The sequence below is a fragment of the Streptomyces hebeiensis genome (genome assembly GCF_052983195.1).
Map to the genome: position 1 here is coordinate 4933933 of NZ_CM129812.1, position 22993 is coordinate 4956925.

Sequence of the window (22993 nt, forward strand, 5' to 3'; positions counted from 1 at the left end):
GCGTCACCGTCGCACACGCGACACCCTCGGCAACGTTCCGTATCACCTTCGTCATCAGCGGGAAGGCGCCGCGACACCCGCCGTTCGCGACGATCCGATAACAGCTTCCGTAGGGGGCTTTGTCTGACATCTACGCGCGTTACGATCTGGCGCGGTAACCAGCGCCGAGAAGAGGCGCTTAGGCCAGGTCGAAGGAGCCTCCCTTGCGCCGGATCACCAGGATCGCGACCGTGGGCGTCGCGTCAGCGGCACTCGCGCTCACCGCCACCGCGTGTGGCAACAAGTCGTCCTCGGACGCCGCTTCGGACTCCGGTGAGTCCCGCGCCGCCATCGCCTACGACGTCGGCGGCCGGGGCGACCAGTCGTTCAACGACGCCGCCTACGTGGGCCTGGCCAAGGCCGAGAAGGACCTCAAGGTCAAGGGCAATGACGCCGAGCCCTCCGACGGGGAGTCCGACGCCGACAAGGTCCAGCGCCTGACCGAGCTCGCGCGCGCCGGCAACAACCCGGTGATAGGCGTCGGCTTCGCCTACGCGCCCGCGATCAAGAAGGTGGCCGAGAAGTTCCCGAAGACCACCTTCGGCATCATCGACGACGCCTCGGTGACCGGCAAGAACATCGCCAACCTGGTGTTCAACGAGGAGCAGGGCTCCTACCTCGCGGGTGTCGCCGCCGCCAAGGTCACCAAGACCAAGACCGTCGGTTTCGTCGGCGGTGTCGAGACCCCGCTGATCAAGAAGTTCCAGGCGGGCTTCGAGCAGGGCGTCAAGGAGACGGACCCCTCGGTCAAGGTCCTCTCGCAGTACCTGACCCAGCCGCCGAACTTCGACGGCTTCTCCAAGCCGGACCTCGGCAAGGCCGCCGCGCAGGGGCAGCTCGACAAGAAGGCCGACGTCGTCTACGCGGCCGCCGGGCTGGCCGGTTCCGGCTCGATCGAGGCCACCTCCAAGGCCGGCAAGTGGGCCATCGGTGTCGACTCCGACCAGTACGCCCAGAAGGGCCTGGCCGCGTACAAGGACCAGATCCTGACCTCGGTCACCAAGGACGTCTCGGACTCCGTCTACAACCTGATCAAGTCGGTCCAGGACGGCAAGCCGCAGACCGGCGAGATCCGCTACGGCCTGGACAAGGACGGCGTCGGCCTGGCCGACTCCAACCCGGCGTACACGAAGCTGACGGATGTCGTCGCCGCCGTGGAAAAGGCCAAGAAGGAGATCGTGGACGGCAAGATCACGGTCAAGACCACCCCGTGACACCCGCGCGGGGGCCGTGGAGCCGGCCGGCGCGTCCCGCTCGGCGTCCGCCCGGCGCATGACCGGCCGGGCGGTGCCGACGGGCGGCACACGGGACGCGGCGACGGGCCGGAGCGAGGGCGCGGTACACCACCGCCCGGCGCCGCCGGCCCGGCGCCATCGCCCCGCCCCCGGGCTCGGTCCCGCCCCCGGGCTCGGTCCCGCCCCCGGGCTCGGTCCCGGAACCGGTCGGTCCCGGAACCGGTCGGTCCCGGAACCGGTCGGTCCCGGAACCGGTCGGTCCCGGCCACCGGGACCGGTCCCGGGCCGGGGGCTCCGGTCCGCGCCGACGCTCCCGGCACGGGACCGGCCCCGGCCCCGGCTCCCGCCCCCGCCTCCTCGCACACCCACTCCTCCGCGTCCTGGCCGATCACTCGGCAGGCCGCACACCCTTGCCTTACGATTCGGCTGCGCTACGCGTGTAGACGTACCTCCGGCGCGATAGCTTCACCCCGCCTGCCTCACCTGTCTCACCCGCCCCTCCACTCCTTTTCGGCCAAGGAGAGTCCGTCATCAACGCGTCCAGCACAGCCCCCGCCTCCGCCCCCTCCACGGCGGCTCCCCCCGCGGTGGAGCTGCACGGCATCACCAAACGCTTCCCCGGCGTCGTCGCCAACAGCGACATACACATCACCGTCCACAAGGGCACCGTGCACGCCCTCTGCGGGGAGAACGGCGCCGGCAAGTCCACCCTGATGAAGATCCTCTACGGGATGCAGAAGCCCGACGAGGGAACCATCACCGTCGACGGCGACCAGGTCGCCTTCGCCGGCCCCGCCGACGCCATCGCGCGCGGCATCGGCATGGTGCACCAGCACTTCATGCTCGCCGACAACTTCACCGTGCTGGAGAACGTCGTCCTCGGCGCGGAGAACCTGTACGGCATCGGCTCCAAGGCCCGCAAGAAGATCGTGGAGATCTCCGAGGCGTACGGTCTCGGCGTCCGCCCCGACGCGCTCGTCGAGGACCTCGGCGTCGCCGACCGGCAGCGCGTGGAGATCCTCAAGGTCCTCTACCGGGGCGCCCGCATCCTCATCCTGGACGAGCCCACCGCCGTCCTGGTCCCGCAGGAGGTCGACGCCCTCTTCGAGAACCTGCGCGAGCTCAAGGCCGAGGGCCTGACGGTCATCTTCATCTCGCACAAGCTGGGCGAGGTGCTGTCGGTCGCGGACGAGATCACCGTCATCCGGCGCGGTACGACCGTGGGCACCGCCGACCCGGCGGCCACCACCTCCAAGCAGCTCGCCGAGCTGATGGTCGGCAGCGAGCTGCCCTCGCCCGAGACCCGCGAGTCGACGGTGACGGACCGGCCGATGCTGGACGTCGCCGGGCTGCGGCTGACCGCGACGGACCCGGACGGAGCCATACGCGACGTCCTCGACGACATCACCTTCACCATCCACCAGGGCGAGGTCCTCGGCATCGCCGGCGTCGAGGGCAACGGCCAGACCGAGCTGATCGAGGCCCTGATGGGGCTGCGCGACCCCGACGGCGGCGCGATCACCCTCGACGGCGCCGACATCTCGCACGCGCCCACGCGCAAGCGCCGCGAGCGCGGGATCGGTTACGTACCGGAGGACCGGCACCGGCACGGGCTGCTGCTGGAGGCACCGCTCTGGGAGAACCGCATCCTCGGCCATGTGACCGAGCGGCCCAACAGCCGGGGCGGGCTCCTCAGTCCGCGGGCCGCGCGCGAGGACACGACACGCATTGTGCGTGAGTACGACGTCCGCACGCCCGGGATCGAGGTCACCGCGGCCTCCCTGTCCGGCGGCAACCAGCAGAAGCTGATCGTCGGCCGCGAGATGAGCCACGCCCCCAAGCTGCTGATCGCCGCGCACCCCACGCGCGGGGTGGACGTCGGCGCGCAGGCGCAGATCTGGGACCAGATCCGCGAGGCGCGCCGCGAGGGCCTCGCCGTGCTGCTGGTCTCCGCCGACCTGGACGAGCTGATCGGGCTGTCCGACACCCTGCGGGTGATGTACCGGGGCCGGCTCGTGGCCGACGCCGACCCCGCCACCATCACCCCGGAGGAGCTGGGCTCGGCGATGACGGGCGCGGCCACGGGGCACCTGGAGGGACACGGGACGGAAGAGTCCGACGGCGCGGACGACACCGCCGCCCCGGCCCCCGAGGCTCCCGAGGCCGCAGAGACCACCGAGGTTCCGGAACCGGCGCCGAAGGCAGCACCCCCGAAGGACGATGCCCGATGAAGAAACTCGACAAGGACCGGCTGATCCTGGGCTTCGCCGGCCCGGTGCTCGCGCTGGTCGTCGCCATCGCCCTCACCACCGTGGTGCTGTTCGTCTCCGGCAGTGACCCCGTCGAGCCGTACCGGATCATGTTCGAGTCGGCGACCTACGTCGACATCCAGGTCCTGATCGTCAATCAGGCCGGCACGTACTACCTGGCCGCCCTCGCGGTCGCCATCGGCTTCCGGATGAACCTGTTCAACATCGGGGTCGACGGCCAGTACCGGCTCGCGGCGATGATGGCCGCGCTCGTCGGCGCCAGTGTCGACCTGCCGGGGCCCCTCCAGATCGCGCTCATCGTGATCGTCGCGATGCTGGTCGGCGCCTTCTGGTCCGGGATCGCGGGCATCCTGAAGACCACCCGCGGGGTGAGCGAGGTCGTCTCCACGATCATGCTCAACTCGATCGCCACCAGCCTCGTGGCCTGGCTGATCCTGCCCAAGAACTTCGGCGTCCAGCCCGCCGGCTCCAACAACCTGACGACGGGTGACATCCCCGAGTCCGGCTGGTTCCCCGGGCTGTCCATGGGGGCCGAGGCCGGTGAGATCTACGGCTTCACCTTCGTGGCCGCCGCCTGCGGCATCCTCTACTGGTTCGTCCTCGGCCGCACCCGCTTCGGCTTCGACCTGCGCGCCACGGGCGCCAGCGAGAGCGCGGCCCAGGCGTCCGGTGTCGACGCCAAGAAGATGATCCTCACCTCGATGCTGATCTCCGGCGGGGTCGCCGGACTCGCCGGTATGCCCACACTGCTCGGCGACACCCACACCTACAGCCTCGACTTCCCCACCGGCATCGGCTTCACCGGCATCACCATCGCGCTCCTCGGCCGCAACAACCCGCTCGGCATCGCCTTCAGCGCGCTCCTGATCGCCTTCCTCGACAAGACGTCGGCCTCCCTCGACCAGTACGGGTACGAGAAGGAGATCGCCACGATCATGCAGGGCCTGATCGTGATCTCCGTCGTCGTCTCCTACGAACTCGTCCGCCGCTACGGGCTGCGCCGCCAGCAGCAGAAGGTCGGCGAGGAACTCGCCGCCGGAGGCGCCCTCGCGACCGCGCACACCGCCGGCCGGTCCGACGCGGACGGCGACGACCGGGGCGACGAGAACAACAACGGCAGGAACCAGAAGGAGGGGGCCGCGCTGTGAGCACGAGTTCGAGCACCAGTAGTACGGGCACGACGAGTACGAGTACGACGCGCGCCGGCTCCGGCTCCGCCCGCGGCTCCGCTCCCAAGAAGGGCGGCCGCCGCCCCCTCACCCTCCCCGTCGTCCTGCTGATCATCGCGGGCGCGCTGGCCCTCGTCTCGCTGGTCCGGCTGATCAGCGGCGCCGACGACATCACCTCGGTCGGCCAGGTCTCCGGCGCCCTGGAACTCGCCATCCCCATCGGCCTCGCCGGGCTCGGCGGCCTGTGGGCGGAGCGCGCGGGCGTCGTCAACATCGGCCTCGAAGGCATGATGGTCCTCGGCACCTGGTTCGGGGCCTGGGCCGGCTTCCAGTGGGGCCCGTGGGCCGGCGTCGTCCTCGGCATCCTCGGCGGCGCGCTCGGCGGCCTGCTGCACGCCGTCGTCACCGTCACCTTCGGCGTGAACCACATCGTCTCCGGTGTGGCCATCAACATCCTCGCCGTCGGCGCCACCCGCTACCTGTCGAACTTCGCCTTCGACGGCGTCGAGGGCGGCTCCTCCAAGCAGTCCCCGCGCATCGACGCGATCACCGAGATCACCGTCCCCGGCCTGGCCGACTGGATGCAGGACCTCCAGGCCAGACACTGGTTCCTGGTCTCGGACCTCGCGGGCGTCATAGGCGGCCTGGTGACCGACCTGTCGCTGCTGACCGTGGTCGCGCTGCTGCTCGTGCCCGGCACCTGGTGGGTGCTGTGGCGCACGGCGTTCGGCCTGCGGCTGCGCTCGTGCGGCGAGAACCCGGTCGCCGCGGAGTCGCTCGGCGTCAACGTCTACCGGTACAAGTACATCGCCGTGACCGTCTCCGGCGGCCTCGCCGGTCTCGGCGGCGCCTTCCTCGCGATCGTGGCCACCGGCATCTACCAGGAGGGCCAGACCGGCGGCCGCGGCTACATCGGCCTCGCCGCGATGATCTTCGGCAACTGGATGCCGGGCGGACTCGCCCTCGGCGCCGGGCTGTTCGGCTTCACCGACAGCCTCAAGCTGCGCGGCGGCGCCGAGAACGTGCACGCCATGCTGCTGCTCCTCGGCATCCTGCTCGTGCTGGTCGTGGCCTGGCAGCTGTACCAGAAGAAGTACGTCGCGGCCGTGGTCTCGGCGGCCGTCGCGGCGCTGCTGTTCCTCTGGTACGCGCTGACGGACCAGGTGCCCAGCCAGTTCGTGGACGCCGCTCCGTACGTGACGACGCTGCTGGTCCTGGCGCTCTCGGCGCAGCGGCTGCGGATGCCGAAGGCGGACGGTCTGCCGTACCGGAAGGGCCAGGGCACATGACGGCCCCGCCGCCCGCTCCGGACCCCGGCTCCGGCTCCGGGAGCGGTGGGGACGGGGTCGACTGGGACGCCCTGCGGACCGCCGCGCGCGAGGCCATGTCCCGCGCGTACGCCCCGTACTCGCACTTCCCGGTCGGCGCGGCGGCCCTGGTCGACGACGGCCGCACGGTCACCGGCTGCAACGTCGAGAACGCCTCGTACGGCATCGGCCTGTGCGCCGAATGCGGCCTGGTCTCGGCCCTCCGCCTGAGCGGCGGCGGCCGGCTCACCCACTTCACCTGCGTGGACGGTACGGGCCAGGTGCTGGTGCCGTGCGGCCGCTGCCGGCAGCTGCTGTACGAGTTCGGCGGCCCGGACCTGGTGCTGGACACCCCGGCGGGGCTGCGGAGGCTGGAGGAGATGCTGCCGCAGTCCTTCGGCCCGGAGCACCTGCGGAAGTAATGGCCCCGGGTCCGTCCACAGGGTGCCTGATGCGTCCCGGCTGCGCACGTCTGCCGGCGAGTGAGCCGAAGGGGGCGCGGCCGCTGTCGAAAGGGAGAGCGCGCGGAGGTTTGTGAGGTACGAGCAAACCGAGCACGGTCGACCGTCGACAGGGGCTTGAAGCGCCCCCGGAGGCGAACCGAGCCTTGAAAAAACAGAACGAAGGGAAAGCCATGGACGTCATCTCCGTCATCCGCACCAAGCGTGACCGGGGCGAGCTGAGCCCGGAGCAGATCGACTGGGTGATCGACGCCTACACGCGGGGCGAGGTCGCCGACGAGCAGATGTCGGCGCTCGCGATGGCGATCCTGCTCAACGGCATGAACCGCGCCGAGATCGCCCGCTGGACCGCCGCCATGATCGCCTCCGGCGAGCGCATGGACTTCTCCGCGCTCTCCCGGCCCACGGCCGACAAGCACTCGACGGGCGGCGTCGGCGACAAGATCACGCTGCCGCTGGCCCCGCTGGTGGCGGCGTGCGGCGCGGCCGTACCGCAGCTCAGCGGGCGCGGCCTCGGCCACACCGGCGGCACCCTGGACAAGCTGGAGGCCATCCCCGGCTGGCGGGCGCTGCTGTCGAACGCCGAGATGCTGGACGTCCTGGACTCCACCGGCGCCGTCATCTGCGCGGCGGGCGACGGGCTGGCCCCGGCGGACCGCAAGCTCTACGCGCTGCGCGATGTCACGGGCACGGTGGAGGCGATCCCGCTGATCGCCTCCTCGATCATGTCCAAGAAGATCGCCGAGGGCACCGGCTCGCTGGTCCTGGACGTCAAGGTCGGCTCCGGCGCCTTCATGAAGACTGTCGAGGACGCCCGTGAGCTGGCCTCCACCATGGTGGGCCTGGGCACCGACCACGGGGTACGGACGGTGGCCCTGCTCACCGACATGTCCACCCCGCTCGGCCGTACGGCGGGCAACGCGCTGGAGGTCCGCGAGTCCGTCGAGGTCCTCGCGGGCGGCGGCCCGGCGGACGTGGTGGAGCTGACCCTGGCCCTGGCGCGCGAGATGCTCGACGCGGCGGGCCTGACGGACGCGGACCCGGCGAAGGCGCTGGCCGACGGCTCGGCGATGGACGTCTGGCGCCGGATGATCAGTGCTCAGGGCGGCGACCCGGACGCGAAGCTCCCGGTGGCCCGCGCACAGCACGTGGTCACGGCCCCGGCGTCCGGCGTCCTGACCCGCCTCGACGCCTACGGGGTCGGCGTCGCCGCCTGGCGCCTCGGCGCGGGCCGCGCCCGTAAGGAGGACCCGGTCCAGGCGGGCGCGGGCGTCGAGCTCCACGCCAAGCCGGGTGAGACGGTCACGGCGGGACAGCCGCTGCTGACCTTGCACACGGACACGCCGGAGAGGTTCGACTACGCGCTCCAGGCGCTGGCGGACACGTACGATGTCGCCCCGGCGGGGACGGCGTACGAGGCGACGCCGGTGGTGCGGGAACGTATCGCCTGATCAGCGAGGACACCCATTCGGATGAACGGGACCGGTGGACGGCCACCGGTCCCGTTCGGCATGCTGAGATCGGTGACGCAACGAAATGGAGACCGCCATGAGCGCACTCACCGTCGACCACGAGCCGGGCCACGGCTGGGACGACCTCGTCCGTATCTGGAAGGAGACGGACGCACCCGAGGGCTACAAGGTGGAGATCATTGAGGGGATCGTCACCGTGTCACCGCCGCCGTCCTGGGACCACAACTTCACTGCCGGCAGGCTGCAGCGTCGTCTGTACACCGTGCTTCCCGAGGAGTGGGAGATCGTCCAAACCCTAGGGACGTCCGTACCGAGCCGTAGAGGCCTTTACATTCCCGATCTCCTGGTGGTGGCGGAAGAAGACAAGCCCGCGCCCGGAGAACTGTTCCCGGCGGGCCGGGCCAAGCTCGCCGTCGAGATCACCTCACGCGGCAACGCCAACCATGACCGCATCGCCAAAGCTCACGGTTACGCCCAGGCCGGCGTCCCGCTCTACCTGCTGCTCGATCCCTGGCACTCGGGCCGGCCGACGGCGACGCTCTACGGGGAACCCCAGGGCGGTACCTACCGCGTCCTGGAGTCGGTCGAGTACGGCGACAAGCTCACCCTCCCCGCCCCCTTCGACCTCACCCTCGACACCGCCACCTTCCCGGTCAGCTGACCGGGAACCCGGCCGCCAGCAGCCCCGGCAACGCGCGCATGTCCTCGAAGACGACCGTGCCGGGGCCCTCCAGGCGGTGCGCCGCCGTCAGGCCGCCCGCGTAGCCGAACGACCGCATGCCGGCGGCCCGGGCCGCCTGGACGCCGTACGGGCTGTCCTCCACCACCACGCAGCGCGCCGGGTCCGCCCCGAGCGTGCGGGCCGCGTGCAGGAACAGGTCCGGGGCGGGCTTGCCCCGGGCGACGTCCTCGGCGCTGAAGATCCGGCCCTCGAAGTGGCCGTACAGCCCCGTCGTCCGAAGATTGCGGCGGATGCCCTTGTGCCCGCCGTTCGAGGCGAGGCAGAACGGGAGCCCGAAGCTCTCCAGCACCTCGGCGATGCCGTCGACCGCCGTCAGTTCCGTGGCGAACGCCTCCTCGTAGAGATGCTTGTACGGCAGGTGCCAGCCCGGCTCCAGCGGGCGCCCCAGCCGCTCCTCGACGGCGGCCTCGTAGATCTCGGACGACGAGCCGACGAAGCGCTCGATGATCTCCTCTTCCGTGAAATGGCAGCCCAGCGCGGCGAATACCCGCGCGTCCACCCGTACGGCGATGCGCTCGCTGTCCACGAGTACGCCGTCGCAGTCGAAGATCACCAGTTCGATCGGCTGGTCGTCGGCAGGTGCGGGATCGAAGGTCATGCCCGGCAGCGTACGGGCCGTGCCGAGGGCGTCGCGATGAGTTCCGGGTGTGTGGCCGGTCTCTTCCGTGTGGATGCCACGGAACCGATCTCGCTCGCCCTTGTCGGCACGCTCACCCCGGCCGACGTGCCGAGGCTGTGCGCGGAGCTGAGCCTCAAGCTCCGCGACACGCCCCGAGCCCCTGGAGACGCCGGCCCGCCCGGGGACATCGGCCCACCCTGGGGCGACGCGGCCCCCGAGGTGGTCCATGACGTGATCTGCGACGTCACCCGGCTCGACCGCGCCAACCTCGCCGCCGTCGACGCCCTGGCCCGGCTGCGCCTCACCGCGCTCCGGCACGGACGCCGACTGCGGCTGGTGGGGGCCGGACGGGAACTGCGGCTGCTGCTGGACCTCGTGGGGCTGGCGGAGGTGGCGGAGGCGCAGCCGTTCGAGCCGTCCGGGGACCCGCCCTGACCGCACCGTCCGCCCCTGTGACGGGCAGCCGCCCGTCCCTGTGACCGTCAGCCGTCAGCCTTCTCCAGCCGAGGCGGCAGGTCGAACAGCGGGAACCAGCGATCCGTGTCCAGGAAGCAGTGCAGCCCGGCGATCCTGCCGTCCTCGATCTCCAGGACCTGGAGCGCCCACGGCACGAACCCGTCGCCCGACTCCGCCGGCTTGTAGTGCGCGAAGGCGGGCGTGCCGTTGGCCACCGTCGGCACCAGGCGCGAGCCCCGGCAGCCCGCGCCGATGGTGAGCATGAAGCCGGTGATGTCGTCGTGGCCCTGGAGCCACAGGTCGAACGGCGGCATCGTGAACTTCGCGTCGTCGTGCAGGAGGGTGGTCAGCGCCTTCATGTCGTAGTCCTCGAACGCCGCCACGTACCGCTCCAGCAGGGCCTTCTGCTCCTCGTCCAGCGGGTTCGCCGGATCGGAGGCGGCAGGGGGCGAGTCGGCGAGCGTGGCGCGCGCACGCTGGAGCGCGCTGTTGACCGAGGCGACCGACGTGTCCAGCAGCTCGGCCACCTCGCTCGCCTTCCACGCCAGCACCTCCCGCAGGATCAGTACGGCGCGCTGCTTGGGCGGCAGGTGCTGGAGCGCGGCGACGAAGGCCAGCCGGATCGTCTCTCGCTCCACCGCCGCCTCGGCCGGGTCCGCCACCGAGGGCAGCACCCGGCCGTCCGGCACCGGCTCGAGCCAGGTCGTCTCCGGGCGGGCGGTGAGCTGGGCCTGAGCCACCGGTGTGGCGGCGGTCAGGTCCATGGGACGGGCCCGGCGATTGCCCGCGTTCAGCATGTCCACGCAGACGTTCGTCGCGATCCGGTACAGCCAGGATCTGAGCGACGACCGCCCCTCGAACTTCTCGAAGCTCCGCCACGCGCGCACCAGCGTGTCCTGCACGGCGTCCTCGGCCTCGAAGGACGACCCGAGCATCCGGTAGCAGTAACCGGTCAGCTCCGTCCGGTACTGCTCCAGCCGGGAATCCGGTTCCTGCGCCGCAACAAGATCACTCATCGGTCACCCCACTCGCCCCGGAGGTCACCCCAAAGACCCCCACACCCCGGAAGCTACAGCAGGGCACTGACAAACGGCTCAGGTTCCCGGCTTACGGCCATAAACGTAGACATCGTCGCCCGTCTTCAGCCGCGACCAGTACGCCGCCGCGTCCTTCGACGTCATGTTCACGCAGCCGTGCGAACCGGGCGGGTTCCACATGCTCAGGTTCGCCGAGTGGAAGGCCTGGCCGCCGTCGAAGAACTGGCTGTAGGGCATGGGCACGTCGTAGATCGTGGAGACGTGGTTCTTGTGCTTCCAGTAGATCTTCTTGAGCCCGGTCCTGGTCTCGTAGCCGTCGCGCCCGGTGCGCACCGGCACGGGCCCGTACACCAGCTTCTTGCCGTCCTGGATCCAGCTCAGCTGCCGCGTGAGGTCGACGCAGGCGATACGGCCCTTGTTCGTCGGGCACTTCTTCGCCTTGTCGGGCGTCTTGCCCGCCGCCTTCTGCTTGTTCATCAGGTCCATCACGCCCCAGGTGACGGGTCCCGCGTAGCCGATCGTCGGGGTGATGCCGTGCTTGGCCTGGAAGGCGCGGGTGGCCTTGCAGTCGGCGGCGGACTGCTTGCCGTCCACCGGCCTGCCCAGGAACTTCTCGACCTTCTTCTGGTACGGGCCGGTGCTGGTGGTGCAGGAGGCCGCCTGCGCGGGCGCGGCCGTGGCCAGCGATACGGCCAGCGGGACCACGAGGCCGGCGATCCCGGCCGTGGCGATCCCCGCGCGACGAGCGCGCGTCAGTCGTTCGGAATGTTGCCGTCTGCGATGTTCCATGTGCCCGGCCCCCTTCAACCCTCAACTCGACGCGTGCCTTTACGCGTTGACGCGTCCTGAAGGGTTGGACACGCCGGGGGCACGCATGGTTGCGCGAGCACGCACGGAAACGACCCCGTCGTACCTCCGACTCGGAGGTACGACGGGGCCGTTCCTGTGGTGGCGCGTACGGAGCCGGGTGCCGGGAAAGGTCAGGCCGCCCCGAACTCCGCGACCTTGACGCCGGCCACGAACGAGGCGAACGCGTCGACGGGGAAGTCCAGGACCGGGCCGCCCGGGTTCTTGGAGTCACGGACGGGGACGATGCCGCGCCCGGCGGCAAGGTTGGCGGCGACCTCGACGCAGTTACCACCGTTGTTGCTGTAGGAGGATTTGAACCAGCGGGGGGTTTCGTCGGACGTCACTGGATGCCCTTTCGTGCCTCTTTGATCACGGCCACGGATGCTGCCTGCGAGAGCGCTTCTGCCTGCAGTTGATGGTAGGCCGTCAGTATGGGAAGCACAGAGGTGGCCTCACGGTCCAAGTGCCCTTGAGCTTGAGACTCGGCATAGGCGACGACCGATCGGTCAGCCATCGTCAGCAAGTTGACCGGCAGATCGAACGGGCGGCGTTCACCTATGTCGAACGGTGCCATCTGGAGCATCGTGTTGGGGCGAGCGGCGAACTCGACCAGTCGTTCAAGCTGAGCGCCCATGACATCGAGCCCGCCGACAGTCCGGCGGACGCAACTCTCGTCCATCACCACGAAGACCATGGGCGGACGTTTTCGCTCCAGTGCCTCTTGTCGCTCCATCAGGAACGACACTCGCTCGCTTGCTTGCTCGGGTGAAATGGCCCCTCTCTGTACGGCGCTCTCGGCCAACACCCGGGCGTAGTCCGGTGTCTGCAACAGTCCGGGAATGATCCCGATCTCGTACAGTCTGATTTCCACTGCCCGGCCCTCGTACCCGACGTACTCGGGAAAGCCCTCCAGCAGGCTGCCGTGCCGAATCTCGCGCCACTGACGCTCGAACGTGTCCGCCGAGTCTCCGGTGCCGAATGCTCGGTCGGCGCTGCGCGCGAAGCGAAAAGTTGGCATCTTGCGACCGGTTTCCACGGCCGAAATATGCGTGCTGGAATATTCCATCCGCTCGGCGAGGTCTTCCTGCTTCCAACCTCGCCCCTCCCGTGAACTGCGGACACGCGCCCCGAAGGCAGCTTCCGGACTGCTCTCCGGGTTCAACTCCTTGCGGTTCAACGGCTGGTACCAGCCTTTCGTCCGTGTCTGACACGTTGAACGGGTCTCGACTCTAGGCCACGCTGAGCCGTGCTGGTAGTCAAACGGTTACGGAGAGGAGTGGTCATGTGTGGAGAGAACGTCCCGTCGACTGGGCAGAATCCCCCGCCCGTCCCCGCCCACGGCGCGCTCATGGTGGACACCAGTCGTGGTGACCGAGTTGGAGAGTTCCGAGGGCTCGCCGGCCCGTACTGGTCCCTGCGTCCCGTCGGCGGCGGGCACGAGTGGGAGGCCGAGCCCCGGCACGTCCGGCCGCCGACCGTCGCCGAACGGCTGCGTATCGAGAACGCGCGGCAGAACGCCCGGAGCCGGGGCGACGCGCACTCGGCCGTCTTCACCGCCGCCCTCGCCTCGATCCTCACGCCCGAACGGAGCGCGGACATGGGGCGGCGCCACGGATTCGTCGACTGGACCATCACGCCGAACCGCGCGGGCGATCCGCCCACCCTTCACACCTTCCGGTGCGCGGCCGAGAGTGACGACGGGAAGCGGTGCGGCGCGGAATCCCCCACCTCCGAGCTGTTCGAGACCGCCAGAGGCTGGACGTTCTCCCACGTGAGGGACCACCCGCAGCACACGGACTTCACGGAAGTGATCCAACGCCCATGGACGCTGCTGCGCACGGAGGCCCCGTCGTGAGCCCGATCGCCCGGTACGGCGCACCGCGCGCCGACCGGCCCAGCACTCCCGCGCCCGCCCGGACGGAGGACGGCAACGACTGGACCTGGGGAGCGTGTTGGGGCTGGTGCGAGCGGCCATGGCTTCGCGTGCTGTGGGTGGGAACCGCCACCATCCCCGGTGGCCAGGTCGCGGATCTCTACTACTGCGGCTCCTGCGTCCGGCGCATGTGCCGCAGCGTACAGAGCCACGCCCGGCCGCACACGCACCTGCGTGTGCTCGACTCCGGGCAGGAGGAGGCCGGGAAGTGAAGTCCGTCAAGCACGTCGGATGGTGGCTGCTCGCCTCCGGCGCCACGGTGTTGGTGTGCTCGGCCGCGCTGTGCTTCCTGATCATCGGTCTTGCCGTTGACGGCTTCCGGTAGCACGCCGTCAAGCGGCGGCGGGGCGGGCGTCGTGGCGGGCCCGGGCTGTGACCCCGGCCACATGGCTTGTCTCTCACATTGACGTCAGGTTTTAGCGTGCTTGTCGGGCCCGCCTTTCCAGGGCCTCTGACGCGTACGAAGGAGTTCCGCCATGACCACGCTGTTCGACCGCCACCGCCTCGGCGGTCTGGAGCTGCCCAACCGTGTCGTGATGGCCCCGATGAGCCGGGTCCGGGCCGCGGCCGGGGGCCTCGCGACCCCGTCCATGGCGGTCTACTACGCCCAGCGGGCCACCGCCGGGCTGATCATCAGCGAGGGGGTGCAGCCGAGCCTGGTCGGGCAGTCCAACCCGGGCACCCCGGGTCTGCACACCGACGAGCAGGTGGCGGCGTGGCGGCCCGTCACCGACGCGGTGCACGCCAACGGCGGGCGCATCTTCGCCCAGATCATGCACGGCGGCCGGGTCTCGCACCCCGACACCACCGGTCTCCAGCCGGTCGGGCCCTCGGCCGTCGCCGCCGTGGGTGACGTGTTCACCCCGACCGGGCCGCAGCCCGCGCCGGTCCCGCGCGCCCTGGACACCTCCGAGGTGCCCGAGCAGGCCCGTTCGTACGCCGAGGCCGCCCGGCGCGCTGTCGACGCCGGGTTCGACGGCGTCGAACTGCACGGCGCGAATGGCTACTTGATCTCGCAGTTCCTGTCCTCCAACGCCAACCTGCGCACCGACTCCTACGGCGGCCCCATCGCCCACCGCATCCGCTTCGCCGTCGAGGCGGTCGCCGCCACGGTGGACGCGGTGGGCGCGGCCCGCACCGCCATCAGGCTCTCGCCCGGCGGCACCTTCTGGGGCGTCGAGGAGACGGAGGTGCCGGAACTGTACGCGGCCCTGCTCGCCGAACTCGCCCGCTTCGACCTCGCCTACGTGCACCTGGAGGCGACCGCCGAGGAGGAGGTACTGCTCGGGCTGCGCCGCGCGTGGCCCGGCACCCTGATCGTGAACCCGGTGCTCCCGATGGGCCCGAAGCAGACCGACCGGGCCGAGGCCGACCACTGGCTCGGTCTGGGCGCTGACCTGATCAGCTTCGGCCGCGCCTTCATCGCAAATCCCGACCTGGTGGAACGGCTCCGCACCGGCCTGCCGGTCGCCCCCGTCGACACGGCCACGTACTACCAGGGTGGCGACGCGGGCTACCTCACCTACCCGGCGTACCAGTACACCGCCTGATCGGAGCGGGCGAGCGGGCGAGCGGGCGGACAGGCGAGCGGGCGGACAGGCGTCAGAGTTCCTCCTGTCCGCCGACGGGCGGGCCGGCCCGCCCCGTGCCCGTCGCGGTCAGGCCAGGTTCGTGACGCAGAAGGGGTGACCGGCAGGGTCCAGCAGTACCCGCCACCGGTCCGGGTTCGGCTGCTCCTGCGCCTTGACGGCACCCAGCGACACCAGCCGGGCCTCGGCCTCGTCCAGGTCCGCCACCCCCAGCTCCAGGTGCGCCTGCTTTCCCCGTTCCCCCGTGGGGTCCGGCCAGGCCGGCGGGCGGTAGTCGGGCAGCCGGTAGAAGCCCAGCCCCGGGGCCCCCTCCTGGCCGAGCATGATGAAGTCGTCGCCGGCGTACACCGTGGGCAGGGCGAGGGCCTCGCCGTAGAAGCGGGCCAGTTCGGCGGGGTCCGCGCAGTCGAAGGTGACGGCGGCGTAGCGGATGGCGGGCGCGGCGGCCGCCGGGGTTCCCGTGGTTCCCGTGGATTCCGTGGTTTCTGCGTTCATGCGGACGACGTTAGAACCGGACCAGGACAGTTACGGTCCTGGTCGTGCCGCACACTTCCGGGTGTGATCAGTACCTCCGCCCGGCTGCTGCGCCTGGTCTCCCTGCTGTCCTCACGTCCGTCCTGGACCTGTGACGAACTCGCCGAGCGCATGGGCGTCACCGACCGCACGGTCCGCCGCGACGTCGCCCGGCTGCGCGAACTGGGCTACGGCGTCGAGTCCGACCCGGGGCCGTGGGGCGGCTACCGCATGGGCCGGGGGACGCGGGTGCCCCCGCTGATCCTGGACGACGAGGAGGCGCTGGCGGTGGCCGTCGGGCTGCGCGAGGCAGCGCTGAGCGGGGTGCTCGGCAGCGACCAGGCCGCGCTGTCCGCGATGCTCAAGCTGCGCCAGGTGCTGCCGGGGCGGGTCGCGGACCGGCTCGGTGATCTGGACGCGGCGTTCGTCACCGCGCCCTGGCCCGGGGGGTGGCAGATACGGCCCGGCGTGCTGCTGAACCTGGCCACCGTGTGCCGTGCGGGTGAGCGCGTCCGGCTCTCGTACCGCGACCGGGAGGGCAGGAGCACGGTACGGGAGGCCGACCCGTACCGGCTGGTGCGCGCGCGGCGCCGCTGGTACCTGGTGGCGCGGGACGTGGCCCGGGACGAGTGGCGGACGTTCCGTGCCGACCGGGTGGTGGAGGCGCGGCCGACCGGGGAACCGGTGGACATCTCGGAGCCGCCCGATCCGGCACTGCTCGTCGCCCACGGCATCGCGGCGAGCGCGTACCCGATGTCCGTGACGGTCCGCCTGCCGATGCCGATGGACCGCGCGCTGCGGCTGATACCGGCGACGGTCGGCACCCACCGCCCGGACGGCCCGGACGCGACGATCACCGAGGTCGGCGGCCCGGACGCGGACGGCCTGGCGCGCTACCTGCTGGGCCTGGCCACGCCGCTACGGGTGCTGGCGCCCGACGAGGTACGCGAGGCGCTGCTGCGCCACACGCGAGAGCTGCTGGCCGCCAATGTCTCTTCGAGGCCGGACGCCGCGCCGGGCGCCGCGCCGGAGGCCGACGCTCCGCCGACGCCGGACGGACCGCTCCTGACCGAGGTCCCGCCCGCCACCGACGCGCCGACAGCGACCGACGGCGTCACGCCGACCGGATGACGTGCCCCCGGTGCCTGCCGTCCGGACCGCCACGGGCCCGGGGCACGGGGGCCGCGCCCCGAGGCGCACGTCACAGGACACCACGCCGTCGAACAGCCACCGGCCTTTCGCCGCCCTTGGGCGCTCCGCGCCGCGTCGCCCCGGAGACCCGCAGCCCTGGGCGACCCGCGCCGACGACGGTCCAGGCCCGTGCGGGGGGCCAAGGCCTGGACTGAGCCGGTCAGTCCGGATCCGGTCCGGACCGCGCTGGGCCAGGTCCGAGGGCTGCCCGGGCCGGGCCCGAACCGTGCACCCGCGCCGACCGGGCCCGCACCACCGCCGCGTCAGCGCCCCACGGCTTCCGCGCGCGTCAGCGCGCCGCCGCGGCGTTCGATACGGGCCGCCCTCGTCCCGTACAGCGTGATCGACACGACCCCGAGCACCGCCAGCAGGCCGAGGCCCACCGTCGCCGCCCAGCCGCCCGCGTGGAAGGCCACCGCGCCGAGCGTGCCGCCCGCGCTGGAGCCCAGGTAGTACGCCGACTGGTAGAGCGCGGACGCCTGCGCGCGGCCCGTCTTCGCCGTACCGCTCACCGCCGACGAGGCGACCGCGTGGCCCGCGAAGAAGCCGGCCGTGATCAGGACCAGCCCCGGCACCACCGCCACCATCGTGTCCGCCAGGGAGAGCAGCAGTCCGGCCGCCGTCGTGCTCACCGCCAGGTACAGCGCGCCGCGCCGGCCCACGCGCCCGACCAGCTTGCCGGACGACGAGGACGAGACCGTGCCCACCAGGTAGACCAGGAAGACGGAGCCGATGAGGCCCTGCGGGAGGCCGAAGGGCTCCGCCGCCAGCCGGTAGCCGATCACGGTGTACACGCCGCCGAAGACGGTCATGAACAGCGCGCCGATCGCGTACAGGCGCAGCAGCAACGGGTCCGACAGATGCCCGCCGACCGTCCGCGCCAGTGCGCGCGGGCTGAGCGAACGGGCGGTGAAGTTGCGTGCCCGGGGGACCAGCAGGCGGAAGGCGACCGCGCAGGCCACGGCCATCAGCCCGACCGCGCCGAGCGCCACGCGCCAGCCCCACAGCTGGGCGGCCCAGCCGGTGACGATACGGCCGCTCATGCCGCCGACGCTGTTGCCCGCGACGAACAGGCCGACCGCCGTGACCAGCGCCCTCGGCCGTACCTCCTCCGCGAGGAACGCCATCGCCGAGGCCGGCAGCCCGGCCAGCGCGGCGCCCTGGACGGCGCGCAGCGCGATCAGCGTCTCGATGTTCGGCGCGAACGGCACCAGCAGCCCGACCGCCACCGCGACCGCGAGCGAGGCGGTCATCATCGAGCGCCGCCCGAACCGCTCGGACAGCGCGCTCAGCGGCAGTACGCACAGCGCCAGCGCGCCCGTCGCCGCCGACACCGTCCAACTGGCCTGGCCGGCACTCACGCCGAGTCCGGCGGAGATGGCGGGCAGCAGGGCCTGCGTCGAGTACAGGAGCGCGAACGTCGCGACTCCGGCGGCGAAGAGCGCGAAGCTCATCCGGCGGTAGCCGGGACGGCCGGGGGCGAGCAGTTCGGGGGCAGCGGTAGCGGGAGCGTCGGTGGACGCGGACGGCGCGGCGGAGGCACCCGGCGTGGTGGCGGGTGCCTCGGTACTGGCGGAAGGCATGTCTCCGAAGCTAGACACGGCATCTTCATGCGTCCAATGCATGGAATGGCGATAATCGTTCCCATGGTGCATGAACGCAGTTCAGGGCCGCGGCTGTCATGGAACGGTTACGAAAACAACATCCAGGCGATCTCCCATCTCGACGCGGAGTCCTGGCCGGCCGTCCTCGCGCCGCGCCTCGCGTACTTCGCGGGCGTGGCGCGGCACGAGCATGTGACCCGCGCCGCGCGGGAGATGGGCGTACCGCAGTCCACGCTGTCCCGGGCGATGGTGCGGCTGGAGGAGGACCTGGGGATCGCGCTGTTCGCCCGCAGGGGCCGTACGGTCACCCTCACCCCCGCGGGCCGTACGTTCCTGGGCTCCGTGGAACGCGCCCTGGCGGAGGTGGAGCGGGCCGCCGAATCCGTACGGGCCGACGCGGACCCGGCCTCCGGCAAGGTCGCCTTCGGCTTTCTGCACACGATGGGCTCGGAGACCGTACCCGCCCTGATCAGGGCCTTCCGCGCCGACCACCCGAGGGTGCGCTTCCAGCTCGTGCAGAACTACGGCGAGGCGATGATCGAGCGGCTGCGCGCGGGCGAGCTCGACCTGTGCCTCACCTCGCCGGTGCCGGACGCGCCCGACCTGGTCGCCCGCAGGCTGGACGAGCAGCGGCTGCTGCTGGTCGTCCCCGACGACCACCGGCTCGCGGGCCGCAGGCGGGTCCGGCTGGCCGAGGCCGCCGACGAAACCTTCGTCACGCTGGAACCGGGCTACGGGCTGCGCCGGATCACCGACGACCTGTGCGCCGAGGCGGGCTTCCGGCCGCGCGTCGCCTTCGAGGGGGAGGAGGCGGAGACCCTGCGGGGCCTGGTCGCGGCCGGGCTGGGCGTCGCGCTGCTGCCACCACCGGCCGTGCCCCGCCCGGGAGTCGTGGAACTGACGGTCACGGCCCCGCGCGCGGCCCGCGAGATCGGCGTCGCCTGGCTCGCAGGCCACCAGGACACCCCGCCGGTGGCGGCCTTCAAGCGCTTCCTGCTCTCCCGCAGGGGCCAACTGCTCCCGGACTGAGGGAGACGGCAGGGCGTTGACGAGTACCGACCGGGGCCCGGCCCGGACCGCCGTCGCCCAGGTGCCGGTCGCCGAGGGCCTCGCGCGACCCTCCTGCCGCGGACTGCCCGAAAGGGCGCCGGGCAGGCCGGCCCGGCGCCCTTTCGGGCCCGGGCACGGGCTCGCTGACGCGGAGTCAGTCGCCGTCGGGCGGCAGTGGCACGTCGTACGCATTGAGGATCGCCGAGATGGCGGCATACTGCGCGACGAGGAAGACGAGTTCAGCCATGCCGGAGTCGCCGAAGGTGCGGACCCCGGCTCGGTAAAGCGCGCCCGGCAAAGGCGCGCCGCTGTGCAGCCGGTCAGCCACATCGTGAGCGACCGTTTCCTCGGCGGTCATGCCTGCCGGGCGCTGCCCCGCGACCAGGCCCTCGACGATGTCCTCCGGCAGACCGACGGCCAGCGCGACCCGGGAGTGCGAGTACAGCTCGTAGGCCGCGGCATACCGCGAGCCCGTGGTGAGAATCGCCACCTCGCGCACCCGTGCGGGCAGGACGGAGGCGCCGGTGCCGGCCGTGAACCACTCCAGCAGCGGGCGGGCGAGCCCGGGAAAGCGGAGCATCACCGGGAAAGGGCCGATGAGCGCGCCATCGGGATCGGTCGAGGTGAACGGCGCGGGCAACCCGGCCATGAGCTGTCGGACGTGATCGTCGAGCGAGCGCTGCTCGGCTGTCAGTTCGCCGGGCTTGATCGAGGGCATGCGCACAGCGCGTCACCGTACCTGCGTGCCGTCGAGCCACACCTGACGGACCCGGCCGCGAAGGTCGTCGAGATCGGACAGACTGCCCGCGATGACGACCACATCCGCGAGCTTGCCGGCTGCCAACGTTCCGGCGGTGTCGAATCGGAGGAGTTCGGCCGCGCTCGACGTCGTGGCGCGCCAGGCGTCCAGCGCGGACATCGACGAGGAGTTCACCATCAGAGCGAGTTCTTTGAGGTTGCTCGCTGCCGGGCTCCAGTAGGGCGGGCTGTCGGTCCCCATGGCGATCTTCACTCCCGCCTGGACGGCGAGTGCGAAGCTCGCCTGATGAGCTTCGAGGGCCTCACGGGCAAGGTTGGCGTTCTCTTCCGGGATCGGTAGGCCGCTCTCGGCGGCGTCAATGATGGCGCGTGTTGCCGACAGCGTGGGAACGAGCCAGGCGCCGCGCTCGAGCATGAGGTCGACTGCTTCGTCGTCCAGGTAGTAGCCGTGTTCGATGGAACGGACGCCGGCCCGCAAGGCTGCCTTGATTCCCTCGGTCCCCTGCGCGTGGGCGAATACGTAGGTGTCGGCCGCGGCGGCCTCGGCGACGATCACCGCCAGCTCGTCGGCGCGAAAATGGGCGTGGCGGGGATTATCGCCCGGAGACATGACTCCGCCGGTGGTGGCGATCTTGACTGCGTCGGCTCCCGCGCGCAGGACTTCACGGACTCCTCGCCGCACTCCGTCCGGGCCGTCGACGATCGGGTTGGGCCGTCCGGGGTGTGCCGTCATCATCGGGATCGATCGATGACCTCCCGAGGGGAGATGGACATCGCCGTGCCCGCCCGTTTGGGACAGCATCGAGATCGCGATCTGCAGTCGCGGTCCCTCGATGAGTTCTTGTGCGATCGCCTGCTTCACCCCCAGGTCCGCGCCCGCGGCATCTCGGGCAGAGGTGATGCCTTGGTCGAGCAGGAGCGACAGGTTGCGCCGCGCTTCGTAATACTGCAGGGAGAAGGCTTGTTGTTCGGCGCGTGCGAGGTTGAAGTCCCGGGTCATCACGTGCACGTGGCAGTCGAACAGCCCGGGGACGACCGACATTCCGGAGCAGTCCACAACGTGATCACCGTCCAGATCGGTCCCGATATCGACGACGTGGCGGCCTTCGATGACGAGGTCGGCCATGCCTGCTGAGGTTCCGTCGAAGACGGTCCCGTTCTTGAAGACTGTGCGGATTGCCATGGCTCCTCATTTCCTGATGGTTCGACCGCGCAGGTTGGGTGCGGAGGGTGCCTGACGCGGCTTCAGCACTCGACAACGTTGACGGCCAGCCCGCCCAGGGCCGTCTCCTTGTACTTGTGGTTCATGTCCGCGCCGGTCTCACGCATGGTGGCGATGACCTGGTCCAGCGAGACGTGATGGTTGCCGTCGCCCCAGAGCGCCATGCGCGCGGCGTTGATCGCTTTCACTGCGGCGATCGCGTTGCGTTCGATGCAGGGCACCTGTACGAGGCCGGCAACGGGATCACAGGTCAGGCCGAGATTGTGCTCCAGCGCGATCTCGGCGGCGTTCTCCACCTGGCGCGGTGTACCGCCGAGGATCTCGGCCAGTCCGGCCGCAGCCATCGCAGACGCGGAACCGACCTCGCCTTGACAACCCACCTCGGCACCGGAGATCGAGGCGTTGGCCTTGCAGAGGCTGCCCACCGCCGTGGCGGTGAGCAGAAACCTCTCGACGATGTCGTTGCGTGAGTCCTCGTCGGCGCCCTTGCCGGCAGCCGTGTAGTTCAACGCGTAGAACAGTACGGCGGGGATGATGCCGGCCGCACCGTTGGTCGGTGCGGTCACGACGCGACCACCGCTGGCGTTCTCCTCGTTCACTGCCAACGCGATGAAGTTGACACGCTCTTGCCAGTACTGCTCACTGTGCTCGGGGTCCTCGCGGTCCAATCGCGACGCCCACGCACCGGCTCGACGACGGACGCCGAGGCCACCAGGGAGCATCCCTGTCCGCGATACAGCCGCCGTGACGCACGTTTGCATCGTGTCCCACAGTTCGCGCAACCCCTGGCCGAGGTCGGTGTGCGAGCGCCCCGCGAGTTCGTTGTCGCGTATCACGTCGCAGATGCGGGAACCTGTCTGGTCGCAGACAGCGAGCAGCTCCGCCGCCGTGCGGAACGGGTGTGGAACCGACGTCGGTCGCTCGCCGGAGGGGCGCTCCTCACCGCCGTCGCGGACAACGAACCCGCCTCCGACGGAGTAGTACGTATCTGATCGAACAACAACGCCGGCATGGCCGTACGCCGTGAACGTCAACGCGTTCGGATGGCGCGGACGGACGGTCAACGGTCGCAGCACGAAGTCCTCGATCCGGCAGGGGATTCGTCGCCCCGCGCCCAGGCTCACCGTGCCGGATGCCGTGATGTCCGCCAGCCTTCGCTCAACTTCCCCGGAGTCGATCCTCGCTGATTCCGCACCATCCAAGCCGAGAAGCACCGCGGTGAACGTGCCGTGCCCGTGTCCGGTCGCGGCGAGCGAGCCGAATATCTCCACGCGCACTGATTCGACACTGTTTGCCGTGCCCGCTCGTCGCAGGTCCTTCGCGAAGGCGGCGGCTGCCTTCATCGGCCCGACTGTGTGCGAACTCGAGGGCCCGATCCCGATAGTGAACAGGTCGAAGACACCGACAGGAGCTGTCGAAGTGGTCATGACGCAGGACGGTAGTCCGCGCTCGTTATGGTTCCGGCCTGGTGCAGGT

Annotated in this window: 23 protein-coding genes and 1 pseudogene; 14 read left to right on the forward strand and 10 right to left on the reverse strand. The window is 70.8% G+C overall.

Features of this window, described 5'->3' with window-relative positions; all coding sequences use genetic code 11:
- Window positions 1–203: 203 nt before the first annotated feature.
- The 7 genes from ACU6P3_RS21225 (at window position 204) to ACU6P3_RS21255 (ending at window position 8614) form a co-directional block, all read left to right on the forward strand.
- Window positions 204–1253 (forward strand): BMP family lipoprotein, encoded by a 1050-nt coding sequence (locus ACU6P3_RS21225; RefSeq protein WP_447193657.1) that lies wholly within the window; start codon window positions 204–206, stop codon window positions 1251–1253.
- 608 nt (window positions 1254–1861) lie between these two features.
- A complete protein-coding gene (locus ACU6P3_RS21230; RefSeq protein WP_447193658.1) occupies window positions 1862–3505 on the forward strand; it encodes an ABC transporter ATP-binding protein in 1644 nt (547 codons plus the stop codon).
- Window positions 3502–4692: an ABC transporter permease gene (locus ACU6P3_RS21235; RefSeq protein ID WP_447193659.1), complete on the forward strand. Its 1191-nt coding sequence runs from the start codon at window positions 3502–3504 to the stop codon at window positions 4690–4692. The genes ACU6P3_RS21230 and ACU6P3_RS21235 overlap by 4 nt, the downstream gene beginning before the upstream one ends.
- Window positions 4689–6002 carry an ABC transporter permease gene (locus ACU6P3_RS21240; RefSeq protein WP_447193660.1) on the forward strand — a complete coding sequence of 438 codons (1314 nt, stop codon included), beginning with the start codon at window positions 4689–4691 and terminating at the stop codon, window positions 6000–6002. Before ACU6P3_RS21235 ends, ACU6P3_RS21240 begins: the two co-directional genes overlap by 4 nt.
- Complete coding sequence (locus ACU6P3_RS21245; protein WP_447193661.1) at window positions 5999–6442, forward strand: cytidine deaminase; 444 nt, start codon at window positions 5999–6001, stop codon at window positions 6440–6442. Before ACU6P3_RS21240 ends, ACU6P3_RS21245 begins: the two co-directional genes overlap by 4 nt.
- A 212-nt stretch (window positions 6443–6654) precedes the next feature.
- Window positions 6655–7932, forward strand: coding sequence for a thymidine phosphorylase (locus ACU6P3_RS21250; RefSeq protein ID WP_447193662.1), 1278 nt, complete (start codon window positions 6655–6657; stop codon window positions 7930–7932).
- A gap of 97 nt (window positions 7933–8029) precedes the next feature.
- Entirely contained in the window at window positions 8030–8614 is a 585-nt protein-coding gene (locus ACU6P3_RS21255; RefSeq protein WP_447193663.1) for a Uma2 family endonuclease, read from the forward strand.
- On the opposite strand, the gene ACU6P3_RS21260 is transcribed toward ACU6P3_RS21255, so the two are convergent.
- Window positions 8607–9293, reverse strand: a complete 687-nt coding sequence (locus ACU6P3_RS21260; protein WP_447193664.1) for an HAD family hydrolase — start codon at window positions 9291–9293, stop codon at window positions 8607–8609. The two genes, ACU6P3_RS21255 and ACU6P3_RS21260, sit on opposite strands and share 8 nt — an antisense overlap.
- A gap of 69 nt (window positions 9294–9362) precedes the next feature.
- Here ACU6P3_RS21260 and ACU6P3_RS21265 point away from each other — a divergent pair, with 69 nt between their 5' ends.
- Window positions 9363–9749 (forward strand): STAS domain-containing protein, encoded by a 387-nt coding sequence (locus ACU6P3_RS21265; protein ID WP_447193665.1) that lies wholly within the window; start codon window positions 9363–9365, stop codon window positions 9747–9749.
- A gap of 47 nt (window positions 9750–9796) precedes the next feature.
- Here the strand turns inward: ACU6P3_RS21265 and ACU6P3_RS21270 are convergent, their stop codons facing one another.
- The 4 genes from ACU6P3_RS21270 to ACU6P3_RS21285 form a co-directional block, all read right to left on the reverse strand.
- The gene (locus ACU6P3_RS21270; protein ID WP_447193666.1) at window positions 9797–10786 is read right to left on the reverse strand and encodes a sigma-70 family RNA polymerase sigma factor; all 990 of its coding nucleotides are present in this window, start codon (window positions 10784–10786) and stop codon (window positions 9797–9799) included.
- A 78-nt stretch (window positions 10787–10864) separates the two neighbouring features.
- Window positions 10865–11596 (reverse strand): L,D-transpeptidase family protein, encoded by a 732-nt coding sequence (locus tag ACU6P3_RS21275; protein ID WP_447193667.1) that lies wholly within the window; start codon window positions 11594–11596, stop codon window positions 10865–10867.
- 191 nt (window positions 11597–11787) lie between these two features.
- Entirely contained in the window at window positions 11788–12000 is a 213-nt protein-coding gene (locus ACU6P3_RS21280) for a DUF397 domain-containing protein (RefSeq protein WP_447193668.1), read from the reverse strand.
- Window positions 11997–12833, reverse strand: coding sequence for a helix-turn-helix domain-containing protein (locus ACU6P3_RS21285; protein ID WP_447193669.1), 837 nt, complete (start codon window positions 12831–12833; stop codon window positions 11997–11999). The genes ACU6P3_RS21280 and ACU6P3_RS21285 overlap by 4 nt, the downstream gene beginning before the upstream one ends.
- 105 nt (window positions 12834–12938) lie before the next feature.
- Here ACU6P3_RS21285 and ACU6P3_RS21290 point away from each other — a divergent pair.
- From ACU6P3_RS21290 to ACU6P3_RS21305, 4 genes and pseudogenes are all read left to right on the forward strand, one after another.
- A pseudogene (locus ACU6P3_RS21290) lies at window positions 12939–13190 on the forward strand (hypothetical protein); the annotation flags it as partial.
- 63 nt (window positions 13191–13253) lie between these two features.
- Entirely contained in the window at window positions 13254–13511 is a 258-nt protein-coding gene (locus tag ACU6P3_RS21295; protein WP_447198000.1) for a DUF7848 domain-containing protein, read from the forward strand.
- Window positions 13508–13801 carry a hypothetical protein gene (locus tag ACU6P3_RS21300; RefSeq protein WP_447193670.1) on the forward strand — a complete coding sequence of 98 codons (294 nt, stop codon included), beginning with the start codon at window positions 13508–13510 and terminating at the stop codon, window positions 13799–13801. Before ACU6P3_RS21295 ends, ACU6P3_RS21300 begins: the two co-directional genes overlap by 4 nt.
- A 264-nt stretch (window positions 13802–14065) precedes the next feature.
- Window positions 14066–15139, forward strand: coding sequence for an alkene reductase (locus ACU6P3_RS21305; protein WP_447193671.1), 1074 nt, complete (start codon window positions 14066–14068; stop codon window positions 15137–15139).
- A gap of 108 nt (window positions 15140–15247) precedes the next feature.
- On the opposite strand, the gene ACU6P3_RS21310 is transcribed toward ACU6P3_RS21305, so the two are convergent.
- Window positions 15248–15673, reverse strand: a complete 426-nt coding sequence (locus tag ACU6P3_RS21310) for a VOC family protein (RefSeq protein ID WP_447193672.1) — start codon at window positions 15671–15673, stop codon at window positions 15248–15250.
- Window positions 15674–15736: 63 nt separating this feature from the next.
- On the opposite strand from ACU6P3_RS21310, the gene ACU6P3_RS21315 reads away from it, so the two are divergent.
- Complete coding sequence (locus ACU6P3_RS21315; protein ID WP_447193673.1) at window positions 15737–16822, forward strand: helix-turn-helix transcriptional regulator; 1086 nt, start codon at window positions 15737–15739, stop codon at window positions 16820–16822.
- A 323-nt stretch (window positions 16823–17145) separates the two neighbouring features.
- Here the strand turns inward: ACU6P3_RS21315 and ACU6P3_RS21320 are convergent, their stop codons facing one another.
- Window positions 17146–18465: an MFS transporter gene (locus tag ACU6P3_RS21320; protein ID WP_447193674.1), complete on the reverse strand. Its 1320-nt coding sequence runs from the start codon at window positions 18463–18465 to the stop codon at window positions 17146–17148.
- 63 nt (window positions 18466–18528) lie between these two features.
- Here ACU6P3_RS21320 and ACU6P3_RS21325 point away from each other — a divergent pair, with 63 nt between their 5' ends.
- The gene (locus ACU6P3_RS21325) at window positions 18529–19515 is read left to right on the forward strand and encodes a LysR family transcriptional regulator (RefSeq protein ID WP_447193675.1); all 987 of its coding nucleotides are present in this window, start codon (window positions 18529–18531) and stop codon (window positions 19513–19515) included.
- Between the two features lie 175 nt (window positions 19516–19690).
- On the opposite strand, the gene ACU6P3_RS21330 is transcribed toward ACU6P3_RS21325, so the two are convergent.
- The 3 genes from ACU6P3_RS21330 to ACU6P3_RS21340 form a co-directional block, all read right to left on the reverse strand.
- Window positions 19691–20254, reverse strand: a complete 564-nt coding sequence (locus tag ACU6P3_RS21330) for a carboxymuconolactone decarboxylase family protein (RefSeq protein WP_447193676.1) — start codon at window positions 20252–20254, stop codon at window positions 19691–19693.
- Window positions 20255–20266: 12 nt separating this feature from the next.
- Window positions 20267–21478 carry a metal-dependent hydrolase family protein gene (locus ACU6P3_RS21335; protein ID WP_447193677.1) on the reverse strand — a complete coding sequence of 404 codons (1212 nt, stop codon included), beginning with the start codon at window positions 21476–21478 and terminating at the stop codon, window positions 20267–20269.
- A gap of 62 nt (window positions 21479–21540) precedes the next feature.
- Window positions 21541–22944, reverse strand: a complete 1404-nt coding sequence (locus ACU6P3_RS21340) for an L-serine ammonia-lyase (RefSeq protein ID WP_447193678.1) — start codon at window positions 22942–22944, stop codon at window positions 21541–21543.
- Window positions 22945–22993: the final 49 nt, after the last annotated feature.

Excerpts from the sequence above, each read along its gene's own strand:
- ACU6P3_RS21295 (WP_447198000.1), top strand. The coding sequence starts at position 13,254 with ATGGGGCGGCGCCACGGATTCGTCGACTGGACCATCACGCCGAACCGC.
- ACU6P3_RS21340 (WP_447193678.1), bottom strand. The coding sequence starts at position 22,944 with ATGACCACTTCGACAGCTCCTGTCGGTGTCTTCGACCTGTTCACTATC.
- ACU6P3_RS21235 (WP_447193659.1), top strand. The coding sequence starts at position 3,502 with ATGAAGAAACTCGACAAGGACCGGCTGATCCTGGGCTTCGCCGGCCCG.
- ACU6P3_RS21310 (WP_447193672.1), bottom strand. The coding sequence starts at position 15,673 with ATGAACGCAGAAACCACGGAATCCACGGGAACCACGGGAACCCCGGCG.
- ACU6P3_RS21330 (WP_447193676.1), bottom strand. The coding sequence starts at position 20,254 with ATGCCCTCGATCAAGCCCGGCGAACTGACAGCCGAGCAGCGCTCGCTC.
- ACU6P3_RS21250 (WP_447193662.1), top strand. The coding sequence starts at position 6,655 with ATGGACGTCATCTCCGTCATCCGCACCAAGCGTGACCGGGGCGAGCTG.
- ACU6P3_RS21270 (WP_447193666.1), bottom strand. The coding sequence starts at position 10,786 with ATGAGTGATCTTGTTGCGGCGCAGGAACCGGATTCCCGGCTGGAGCAG.
- ACU6P3_RS21335 (WP_447193677.1), bottom strand. The coding sequence starts at position 21,478 with ATGGCAATCCGCACAGTCTTCAAGAACGGGACCGTCTTCGACGGAACC.
- ACU6P3_RS21245 (WP_447193661.1), top strand. The coding sequence starts at position 5,999 with ATGACGGCCCCGCCGCCCGCTCCGGACCCCGGCTCCGGCTCCGGGAGC.
- ACU6P3_RS21260 (WP_447193664.1), bottom strand. The coding sequence starts at position 9,293 with ATGACCTTCGATCCCGCACCTGCCGACGACCAGCCGATCGAACTGGTG.
- ACU6P3_RS21325 (WP_447193675.1), top strand. The coding sequence starts at position 18,529 with ATGGTGCATGAACGCAGTTCAGGGCCGCGGCTGTCATGGAACGGTTAC.
- ACU6P3_RS21255 (WP_447193663.1), top strand. The coding sequence starts at position 8,030 with ATGAGCGCACTCACCGTCGACCACGAGCCGGGCCACGGCTGGGACGAC.
- ACU6P3_RS21275 (WP_447193667.1), bottom strand. The coding sequence starts at position 11,596 with ATGGAACATCGCAGACGGCAACATTCCGAACGACTGACGCGCGCTCGT.
- ACU6P3_RS21320 (WP_447193674.1), bottom strand. The coding sequence starts at position 18,465 with ATGCCTTCCGCCAGTACCGAGGCACCCGCCACCACGCCGGGTGCCTCC.
- ACU6P3_RS21305 (WP_447193671.1), top strand. The coding sequence starts at position 14,066 with ATGACCACGCTGTTCGACCGCCACCGCCTCGGCGGTCTGGAGCTGCCC.